This is a genomic window from Ectobacillus sp. (genome assembly GCF_056992975.1).
The window spans coordinates 1-10,335 of the sequence record NZ_JBXKMX010000228.1 but is presented as its reverse complement, the minus strand read 5'-3'; the positions used below and the strand labels follow the sequence as shown (position 1 = coordinate 10,335).

9 protein-coding genes and 1 riboswitch are annotated in these 10,335 nt (G+C 40.2%); all 9 genes read left to right on the top strand.

Annotated elements, in window-relative coordinates; translation table 11 throughout:
- The first annotated feature begins 146 nt into the window (after positions 1 to 146).
- Complete coding sequence (locus AC11ZT_RS10550; RefSeq protein WP_484059550.1) at positions 147 to 929, top strand: 3-hydroxybutyrate dehydrogenase; 783 nt, start codon at positions 147 to 149, stop codon at positions 927 to 929.
- 214 nt (positions 930 to 1,143) lie between these two features.
- Positions 1,144 to 2,568: a sigma-54 interaction domain-containing protein gene (locus tag AC11ZT_RS10545; protein ID WP_484059549.1), complete on the top strand. Its 1,425-nt coding sequence runs from the start codon at positions 1,144 to 1,146 to the stop codon at positions 2,566 to 2,568.
- 273 nt (positions 2,569 to 2,841) lie between these two features.
- On the top strand, positions 2,842 to 3,774 hold the full coding sequence (locus AC11ZT_RS10540; protein WP_484059548.1) for a D-2-hydroxyacid dehydrogenase: 933 nt from the start codon (positions 2,842 to 2,844) through the stop codon (positions 3,772 to 3,774).
- Positions 3,775 to 3,843: 69 nt separating this feature from the next.
- Positions 3,844 to 5,052: a threonine ammonia-lyase gene (gene ilvA, locus AC11ZT_RS10535; RefSeq protein ID WP_484059547.1), complete on the top strand. Its 1,209-nt coding sequence runs from the start codon at positions 3,844 to 3,846 to the stop codon at positions 5,050 to 5,052.
- Between the two features lie 206 nt (positions 5,053 to 5,258).
- Positions 5,259 to 6,620 carry a type I glutamate--ammonia ligase gene (gene glnA / locus AC11ZT_RS10530; RefSeq protein ID WP_484059546.1) on the top strand — a complete coding sequence of 454 codons (1,362 nt, stop codon included), beginning with the start codon at positions 5,259 to 5,261 and terminating at the stop codon, positions 6,618 to 6,620.
- Positions 6,621 to 6,777: 157 nt separating this feature from the next.
- Positions 6,778 to 6,887: riboswitch (TPP riboswitch) on the top strand.
- Positions 6,888 to 6,955: 68 nt separating this feature from the next.
- Entirely contained in the window at positions 6,956 to 7,753 is a 798-nt protein-coding gene (gene thiM, locus AC11ZT_RS10525; protein ID WP_484059545.1) for a hydroxyethylthiazole kinase, read from the top strand.
- 12 nt (positions 7,754 to 7,765) lie between these two features.
- Entirely contained in the window at positions 7,766 to 8,563 is a 798-nt protein-coding gene (thiD, locus tag AC11ZT_RS10520) for a bifunctional hydroxymethylpyrimidine kinase/phosphomethylpyrimidine kinase (RefSeq protein ID WP_484059544.1), read from the top strand.
- Between the two features lies 1 nt (position 8,564).
- A complete protein-coding gene (thiE, locus tag AC11ZT_RS10515; RefSeq protein WP_484059543.1) occupies positions 8,565 to 9,218 on the top strand; it encodes a thiamine phosphate synthase in 654 nt (217 codons plus the stop codon).
- Positions 9,219 to 9,382: 164 nt separating this feature from the next.
- The coding region (locus AC11ZT_RS10510) for an aminopeptidase (protein WP_484059542.1) at positions 9,383 to 10,335 on the top strand (953 nt) is incomplete at its 3' end.

Below are 10,335 nucleotides of genomic sequence, written 5' to 3'. Positions count from 1 at the left end.
TTTGATTTTACACAAGAAGGAATGGTTTTAGTAGAAACATCTGAAGGGGTAACAGTAGAGGAAGTAATGAATAAAACAGAAGCTAGCTTTTTTATTAGCCCTAATGTACAAATTGGTGTTTCGGTATTATAAGGAGGGATTATGATTTGGCTACATTAGAAAATCAAGTGGCACTGATTACAGGAGCTGCAAGTGGAATTGGATTAGAAATTGCTCGTTCGTTTTCCAAGGAAGGGGCAAACATCGTTATTGTTGATCTAAATAAGGATGCGGCAGAGAATGCTGCACAATGGATTCGCGAAGAAGGGGGAAACGCGATTGCGATTGCCTGTGATGTAACGAATGAAGAAAAGGTAAAGGAAAGCTTCGAGACAGCGTTGCTTGAATTTGGAAGATTGGATATTCTTGTAAATAACGCTGGTCTTCAGTATGTATCCCCAATCGAGGAATTTCCAACAGAAAAATTTGAATTGCTTATTAAAGTGATGTTAACCGCCTCCTTTATTGGCATTAAGCAAGCATTTCCGATTTTTAAAGCTAGGGGGTACGGCCGTGTCATTAATATGGCATCCATAAATGGATTAGTCGGATTTGCAGGAAAGGCAGCCTATAATAGCGCAAAGCACGGTGTCATAGGGCTGACAAAGGTAGCTGCTTTAGAAGGAGCAGCCCACGGCATTACCGTGAATGCGCTTTGCCCAGGATATGTTAATACACCTCTTGTGCAAAATCAATTGTCAGATTTAGCAAGAACAAGAAATGTACCACTAGAAGAAGTTCTTGAACAAGTTATTTATCCGCTAGTCCCTCAAAGAAGACTTCTTTCCGTCCAAGAAGTAGCAGATTATGCCGTGTTTTTAGCCAGTGAGAAAGGAAAAGGCATAACGGGGCAAGCAGTTGTGATCGATGGGGGCTATGTAGCACAATAAGAAGTAAGAGGATGATGCCTTAGGTATCATCCTCTTACTTTTTTTGTTATTATTGTAGTATGATGTATTAAATTGGAATAATGTTCTTTATCCCGCATTAACGGTCAGTAAGACCCCCACTTCAAGGCTGTTGAAAATCAAAAAAGGCTAAGTGGGGGTCAAACTGCCCGTAAAAGCCCGATTGGTCGGGCTAACCATCAGTGGGGGACCACTGATGGAAGTTTCACTTTATTGTATGAAGGGAATGAGAAGTGTGCATACCCAAAATCTGTTTCCTTATGAATGGCTTGAAGAAGTATTGAATGTTGCAGCAGAATGGATTGTTGTTGTTGATATAAAGGGAATGATTCGATACATAAATAGCGCATATTGTGATTATTTACAAACGACGGTTGAGGATGCACTTGGCAGAGATGTACAAGATGTAATTGAAAATACGAGAATGCATATCGTCATGAAAACGGGTAAATCTGAAGAGGCGTCCATTCATTTTATTAAAGGAAAAGAAATGATTGCGAATCGCTATCCTTTAATTGTGAAAGGAGAACTCGTTGGTGCGGTTGGTACGGTTATGTTTCGCAACTCTGAAGATTGGATGAACTACTCTGAAAAAGTACAACCTATTTTAGAAGAATTAAAGTATTATAAAAACCGTTTGCAAAAAGAATTACAAAGTAAATATAGCTTCAATGATTTAATTGGAGAGCATTCATTATTTCGAGAGACAAAACGGCTCGCCCAGCGGGTTGCTGGTAGTAAGTCTGCTGTTCTATTAGTAGGTGAATCGGGTACAGGAAAAGAATTATTTGCTCATGCTATACATGGAACTAGTCCGCGAAGTTCGTTTCCGCTTGTTCGTGTGAATTGTGCCTCCATTCCGGAGAATCTTCTCGAATCTGAACTATTCGGTTACGTGGACGGAGCTTTCACAGGCGCACGCAAAGGTGGGAAAAAAGGAAAATTTGAGTTAGCGCATAGAGGTACTATTTTTCTAGATGAAATTGGAGACATGCCACTTTCCATGCAAAGTAAGCTCCTACGCGTTTTACAAGAAAGAGAAATTGAAAAAATAGGCGGACAAGCTCCCATTTCAATTGATGTTCGAATTATCGCTGCTACGCATCGAAATCTCGAGAAAATGGTGGAAAATGGAACATTTCGACAGGATTTATACTATCGACTACATGTTATGAAAATTGAAATTCCTCCCTTGCGTGAACGGAGAACGGATATTGAACGAGTAGCTAAAGCCTTGCTACAAAAGCTGGAACGTACGTTTAACCGGCAAGCTATTGTTTTGTCTGATGAAGTAGTTGCTAAATTAAAGGGACATTCTTGGCCTGGGAACGTGCGTGAATTAGAAAATGTATTAGAACGGGCCGTCAATGTTCTTGATGAAAATGTTATTCGGTTGTCCCATTTACCACTTTATATGGTCGATAAACCTAGTCAGTTGTCTGAAACACCAGAGCAAGAAACTGAAGTAAAGCCGTTAAAACAAAGGTTAATGGACGCAGAGAAATGTGCAGTGCGACATGCCCTCCAGCAGGCGAAGGGAAATAAACAATTGGCAGCAAAGCTTCTTCGCATTGGAAAAACAAGTTTCTATGAAAAATGTAAACGATATGAGATTGACTAGAATTGGTCATATAGGTATGATTCGACTATGAGTCCATCATATTTATAATAAAGGATTTACTATTGAATGAAGAATAAATCAAGTTTAATAGAAAGCTCATTCGAATAGCAGCTCTATGTATGCTAATCGTAATGGTGAGTAATATTGTAGACTGGAATGAGCGGATGCTAGCTGTAAACATCTTCATTCATGCATACCTATCTGTTTTTTTGTATTACTGGATCCTAGTAAAAGCTACAATACATAAGCTTTTTTATATGGGGGTGTAGAGCTATGATTATTGAAAACATCTTATTATCAGGAAAAATACTGGAGGATATGGAACGGATTATCCGCGAAAAAGGGATAAAAAAACAGTTCCGATATGTGTCTGAAGAAGATATAACAACCGAGGATTTCGAATGGGCTGATGCCTTTGTTGGATTTCGTCCTACGCCGCAATTTGATCTTTCCTCTTTAAAATGGGTACATGCATTAGGAGCAGGTGTAGACAGTTTCTTATTTAACCAACAATGGAAGGAAGACGTTCTACTTACTCGGACTATATGCTCCTTTGGAAATCGAATTAGCGAATACTGCTTAAGCTATTTGTTGCGTGATTTACAAGCTCATATGTCGTTTGAGAGTGCGCAGCAACAAAAACGCTGGGATGTGCATGAGCCAGGCTTGCTTGCGTCACAAACAGTTATTATATTCGGTACAGGAGTAATTGGACAAGAAATCGCAAGAACATTATCCTTTTTCGGAGTAAAGGTGATTGGAGTTTCTCGAACAGGTAAGGAAGCTCCGTATTTTCAACAAACCGTTTCCTTACGTGAATTAGATCAAATACTACCAAGTGTAGATTGGATTATTACGACTCTTCCGCTTACGCAAGATACTTATCACTACTTTTCTTATTCCTTCTTTAGCAAGCTTCGTCAGGCAGGATTTATCAATGTAGGTCGGGGGAAAACAGTGGAGGATAGCGCTCTTTTGGAGGCACTTGAAAAGGGTCATGTACGGCATGCTATTCTAGATGTGTTTACAAATGAGCCGCTCCCAGAACAATCCCCATTTTGGATGCATCCGTGTGTTACAATCACACCTCATATTTCAGCAGTGACTTCACCGGAAGAAGCAGTCGATTGCTTTTTAGAAACACTTTCCCGTTTAGAGAAAGAGGAGCCCCTTCTAAACCGTGTAACGATACAAGCAGGATATTAATTGAAGTCATCTGAATAAGTATCTCTCCCTTTGCAATACACTAGAAGTAGTGAAAGGGGAGGTTTTTTTATGCTTTCAATAGCAGATTTAGTACGAGCACGTGCAGGAATGGAGGGGATTGTACATACTACCCCTGTCGATTATTCCAAAACATTCAGTCAGCTTGCAAACAATAATGTGTGCATAAAACTTGAAAATTTACAAAAAACAGGATCATTTAAAGTACGAGGATCTTTTACTAAATTAATGTCGATACCGAAAGAAAAGCTACAAACGGGCATTATTGCAGCTTCAGCAGGAAATCATGCCCAAGGGGTTGCGTATTCTAGTAGTATATTACATGTTCCTTGTACAATCGTCATGCCAAAAGGAGCTTCATTAAGTAAAATACAAGCAACAAGACAGTATGGAGCAGATGTCATTCTTCATGGGGATTCGGTAGATGAAGCACTTTCATATGCAAAGGAACTACAAAAACAAACGGGATATGTCTTTATTCACCCGTTTGATGATGAGGCAGTAATTGCGGGTCAGGGAACGCTAGGTCTAGAGTTAATGCAACAAATTCCAGATATAGATGCGGTTTTCTGTCCAGTAGGAGGTGGTGGTCTTATCGCGGGAGTTGCTCTTGCGGTTAAAGAACTAAATCCTAGCATTCAAGTATATGGGGTACAAACAATGGCATGCCCGAGTATGAAACAATCGTTACTTGCAAATAAGGTGGTATCTGTGAATATGTCGCCAACAATGGCAGATGGTATTGCTGTGAAACGGCCAGGCGATATAACCTTTGAACTTATTAGAAAGTATGTAGATGATATTGTATGTGTAGATGAAATGGAAATTGCTCGCTCCATGCTGCTATTAATGGAACGGAACAAGCTTCTTGTAGAGGGGGCAGGGGCGAGTTCGCTTGCAGCCTTGCTTTATCACAAAACATCACTCACAGAAAAAAAGGTAGTTGCGATTTTAAGTGGGGGAAATGTAGATATAAATTTTGTATCGCGAATTATAGAGTATGGTATGGCAGAGGCAGGTCGATTTGTTCAATTCTCTACAATGATTCGCGACAAGCCTGGAGAATTGGAGAAAATATTACAAGTTATAGCGGAAATGGAAGGAAATGTTTTAGAGGTTACGCATCAACGTATTGGGAAACATGTTCTACCAGGGTATGCTGAATTACAAATTTCGTTGGAAACAAATGATCGAAAGCATATTAAAAAAATTATGGGTCAATTAGAAAAGGAAGGATTAACTACTAAATTCATACAATAAATCAAAACGAAAGAACAAGAAAAGTCCATGTTCTTTCGTTTTTTTGCTGTTTTTGAAAACGGATTCAAGTAAGTTATGATATAATGGACAACAAATACCGAAGATTCTGAAAAAATTTTAAATAAATGTATTGTAAAATATAAAATAGATAGTCTATAATAAAATCATGTTAGATAATATAACGGGAAAACGGGAGGTTTCATATCATGACACAGCTATATGTAACTGGAACTACTGAAGGTTCTATTGTTGATGAAATTAAAGAAATCATTGAATCGAAGAGCGTTGAGCTTCTTCATTTGCAATTTGTAGATATGGAAGGAATTTTAAAACAAGTAACCGTAACAGTTGAACAATTAGATGATGTAGTAGAAGGTAAGATTATGTTTGATGGTTCTTCTATTGCAGGTTTCTCTCCAATTAATCGTTCAGATTTATATTTAGAACCAGATTTAACTACATTTGCAGTTCTTCCTTGGTCTGTAGAAGAAGGATATGCTGAAGCTCGTTTTATCTGTAGTGCGAAAAACCCAGATGGTACTTCATTCGAAGGTGACACTCGTAACGTACTACAACGTACGGTCGACAAAGCTGCTGAAAAGGGATATACAATTTCTGTTGGACCTGAACTAGAATTCTTCTTATTTAAAACAGACGATAGTGGTAAAGCAACTACTATTACACAAGATAACGGTGATTATTTCGAAACGTCTCCTAAAGACCTTGGTGCACGCGTTCGTTTAGAAATTTTCCGTGCACTAAAAGCTATGGGCTTCACTATTGAAGCTTCTCACCATGAAGTGGCAATAGGCCAACATGAAATTGGCTTCAAATATGCAGATGTACTAGGTGCAGCTGATAAAGCAACAACATATAAATGGGTTGTTAAAACAATTGCAAGCCAATTTGGCTTACATGCTACGTTTATGCCAAAACCGGTATTTGGTATTAATGGTTCTGGAATGCACGTTAACATGTCTTTCTTTAAAGACGGAGAAAATGCATTCTTTGATCCAAGTGATGAAGCACAATTATCAAAAGATGCATATGCATTTATCGCAGGTGTATTAACAAATGTAAAGAGTTTTGTAGCCGTAACAAATCCACTAGTAAACTCTTACAAACGTCTTGTACCTGGTTATGAAGCACCTTGCTACATCGCATGGTCAGCATCTAACCGTTCTGCCTTAATTCGTATCCCTGCTAAACGCGGCGTAGCTACTCGTGTTGAACTTCGTTGCCCAGATCCATCTGCAAATCCATATCTTGCATATGCAGTAGTTGCAGCTGCTGGTCTAGACGGAATTGAAAAAGGTTTAACAGCTCCAGCAGCAATTGATGCAGATATCTTCCACATGAGCAATGAAAAACGTGAAGAACTTGGTATTGATAATTTACCAGGAAGCTTAGAAGGTGCGATTGCAGCACTTGAAGCTGGTGATATTGGTAAAGCAACACTAGGTGAACACGTATACAACGAATACGTAGCAGCTAAAAAAGCTGAGTGGGATAGCTACAGAACTTCTGTACACACTTGGGAACTTGAACAATATCAAGAAAAATTCTAATATTGCTAGAATTAGAAGGGCGTCCTGCTTGGCAGGGCGTCCTTCTTCTATAATCACAGAATCATATTTTCTTGAATTTTTCTGAACATGCGAGTAAAATTTACTAGAAAGTTAGAAAATGAGTTATTATCGTGTTCCCTGTGATTCGGGAATGAAGGAAAATAGATTCGGGAGCCTATGGAAGTAGGCTGAGAGTACGACTAATCTGTCGTAGACCGCTTGAACCTGTTGGATAATGCCAGCGTAGGGATTGTGAATTGAACCTATTCAAAACACTTTGCATACGCAGAGTGTTTTTTTACGTTGGTAAAAAAGTGTAGAAGGGATGAAGAAGAATGGATGTAGCAAAAATAGCAAGGATTCTAACTAAAGTACGTGAGGTAAATCCACTCGTACACAATATTACGAATATTGTAGTGGCAAACTTTTCTGCGAATGGTCTGCTTGCACTCGGCGCATCTCCGTTTATGGCAGATGCAAAAGAAGAGGTTGCAGATATTGCAAGAATGGCGGGTAGTATCGTTTTAAATATGGGAACAATCAACGCAAATATGGTGGAAGTTATGCTGATGGCTGGGAAGGCAGCAAATGAAGCGAATACACCTGTTATTTTCGATCCTGTTGGTGCAGGAGCAACCCCGTACCGTACAGAAACAGCACGTCTTTTAGCGAAAGAACTAGACCTTGCTGTCATACGCGGAAATGCAGCCGAAATCGCAAATGTAATTGGAGAGAAATGGGAAATTAAAGGCGTTGACGCCGGAGAAGGCGATTTAAATATTGTAGAATTAGCAGAAAAGGCTGCGAAGCAATTGCATACAACAGTTGCGATTACTGGTAAACTAGATGTTGTGTCGAATGGTACAGAAACGTATACTATTGAAAATGGACACTCAATCTTAACAAAAGTAACAGGAACGGGTTGCTTACTTACTGCTGTTGTTGGAGCATTTGCAGCAGTGGAACAGGATTATGTAGCAGCTGCGATTGCAGCTCTTACTAGCTATGAGGTAGCAGCTGAGTTGGCGCTAGCTAAATCAGGGGAAGTTCCAGGAAGCTTTCAAATTGAATTTCTAAATCAGTTGGCTCTTGTTGAACCAACTGACGTGATAAAATACGGTAACATTAAGTAAGGAGGATGCCAAATGGTATATAGAGCATTAACCATTGCAGGGTCTGATAGCGGCGGCGGTGCTGGAATACAAGCAGACTTAAAGACATTTCAGGAGCTAAAGGTGTTCGGAATGTCTGCTATAACAGCTGTAACAGCACAAAATACACTCGGCGTGCAAGGAGTATATCCAATGTTGCCATCTGCAGTAGCTGAGCAGATTGAATCGGTTGCAAGTGATATTGGAGTCGATGCTGTCAAAACAGGGATGTTGTTCGATAGTAGTATTATTCATACTGTTGCAGAGAAGATTCGTAAGTTTGGCTGGGAGCAGGTCGTTGTTGATCCAGTTATGATTGCAAAAGGGGGAGCCCCATTACTGCAGCAAGAAGCGATGAAGGCACTCAAGGAAGAATTGTTGCCGCTTGCAAAGGTAGTCACACCAAATATTCCCGAAGCCGAGGCAATAACAGGAATAGCAATTACCACGATGGAAGAGCGTCAGCTAGCTGCAAGAAAGCTCTCTGAGTTGGGTGTGAAGTATGTTGTTATCAAGGGCGGACATGATGATACAGAAGATGAAGCGATTGATTTATTATTCGATGGTACTTCATTTACCTACTTTACAAGTAAGAAGATCGAGACAAAGCACACACACGGTACGGGATGTACATTCGCAGCTGCAGTTGCAGCAAGTCTTGCACAAGGTAAAACGGTTGAGGAAGCCGTCCAAGTAGCAAAGGATTTCATTCAGGCTGCCATAGAAAAAAATCTTGGGCTTGGCCACGGACACGGTCCAACGAATCATTGGGCCTATAAGGAAGGTAAGTAGAATGGCACGAGTACATGAGAATACAATCCGGAATATGATGCAAGTCTACTTTATTGCTGGAAGTACGAACTGTAAATCCAATCTGATACAAGTGGTTGAGCAAGCGATCCAAGGCGGTATTACTATGTTTCAGTTTCGAGAAAAAGGTAACGGAGCTGCAATAGGTGAGGAAAAAGTTCGGCTTGCTAAAGAGGTACAAGCATTATGCAAAGCAAATGATGTTCCTTTTATCGTAAATGATGATGTGGATTTGGCTCTTGCAATTGATGCGGATGGTGTTCATATTGGACAAACAGATGAAGAAGCAGACAATGTTCGAAAAAGAATAGGAGATAAGATACTAGGTGTTTCTGTACACAGCGTAGAGGAGGCCCACCGCGCCGTTGCAAGCGGAGCCGATTACTTTGGGGTGGGACCTATTTTTCCTACAAACAGCAAGGATGATGCGGAGCCGGCATGCGGAACTGAAGGTTTGGAAATGATGCGAAAGAATGGATTTAACATTCCTATCGTTGGAATCGGTGGCATTCATGCAGGAAATGCAGGAGAAGTAATGGCAGCGGGTGCCGATGGTGTGTCTGTCATTTCTGCAATTAGCTTGGCGGATTCCCCGTACGAAGCAACGAAGCAACTAGCAGATGCTATAAAGAAGTAGGAAGAAATAAAGAAGGGGCGGTCTCCATTGAAGAGACGCCCCTTTTTTCTATGTAAGAAGAGAATAAATGAAATTCGTCTTCTTAGCTGTCGTTTGCTATACTATTGAAAAGGATTGTTAATTTGTTCCTTATGATGCCAGTACATACAAATGGAGGTAGAGATATGTCAAACTTTCAAGAGAAAATAGAAAAATATGCAGAGCTTGCTGTTCGCGTTGGCGTGAATGTACAGCCTGGACAGACGGTACTTGTCAATTCTCTTTTAGAGGCGGCGCCGTTTGCTCGTTTAGTTGCGAAACAAGCGTATAAAGCAGGAGCGAAGCATGTATACATTGAGTGGAATGACGATGAGCTAACACGTATTAAATATGAGAATGCACCTGATGAAGCATTTACAGAATATCCAATGTGGAAGGCAAGAGGGCTGGAGGAACTTGTAGAAAATGGTGCTTGCATTCTTAATATATATACGCCTAATCCTGATCTACTGAGCGGAATACCAGCCTCACGTATTGCAGCAGCTAGTAAAACTGCAAATACAGCACTTCAGAAGTACCGCGGTGCACTTATGGCTGATAAAGCATGCTGGTCTATTGTAACGGTACCAACAAAAGCATCCGCTGCAAAAATATTTCCAGATGTTTCTGTAGAAGAAGCAGAAGAAAAGCTATGGGAAGCCATTTTCCAAATTAATCGTATCGATCAAGAGAATCCAATTGCGGCATGGAAGGAACATAATGAAACACTGAAGAAAAGGGCAGCATATTTAACCGAGAAACAATACAAACAGCTTGTATACGAAGCGCCAGGAACAAATTTAACGGTTGAGCTTGCACATGACCATATTTGGCTTGGTGGTGGTTCTGTAAGTCAAAGTGGTACGATTTTCAATCCGAATATGCCTACAGAAGAGGTTTTCACCATGCCTCACAAGGATGGCGTCAATGGTGTAGTAAGTAGTACGAAACCGTTAAATTATGCAGGGAATGTAATCAATAATTTCTCTTTAACATTTGAAAATGGTAAAGTTGTCGATTATAAAGCGGAGACAGGCTATGATACACTTAAGCACTTATTAGAAACGGATGAAGGATCAAGTAGAATTGGAGAGGTAGC

Bases quoted from the DNA above. Each gene is read 5' to 3' on its own strand.
- AC11ZT_RS10545 (WP_484059549.1), top strand. From the start codon at position 1,144: ATGGAAGTTTCACTTTATTGTATGAAGGGAATGAGAAGTGTGCATACC.
- ilvA (WP_484059547.1), top strand. From the start codon at position 3,844: ATGCTTTCAATAGCAGATTTAGTACGAGCACGTGCAGGAATGGAGGGG.
- thiD (WP_484059544.1), top strand. From the start codon at position 7,766: ATGGTATATAGAGCATTAACCATTGCAGGGTCTGATAGCGGCGGCGGT.
- thiE (WP_484059543.1), top strand. From the start codon at position 8,565: ATGGCACGAGTACATGAGAATACAATCCGGAATATGATGCAAGTCTAC.
- glnA (WP_484059546.1), top strand. From the start codon at position 5,259: ATGACACAGCTATATGTAACTGGAACTACTGAAGGTTCTATTGTTGAT.
- thiM (WP_484059545.1), top strand. From the start codon at position 6,956: ATGGATGTAGCAAAAATAGCAAGGATTCTAACTAAAGTACGTGAGGTA.
- AC11ZT_RS10540 (WP_484059548.1), top strand. From the start codon at position 2,842: ATGATTATTGAAAACATCTTATTATCAGGAAAAATACTGGAGGATATG.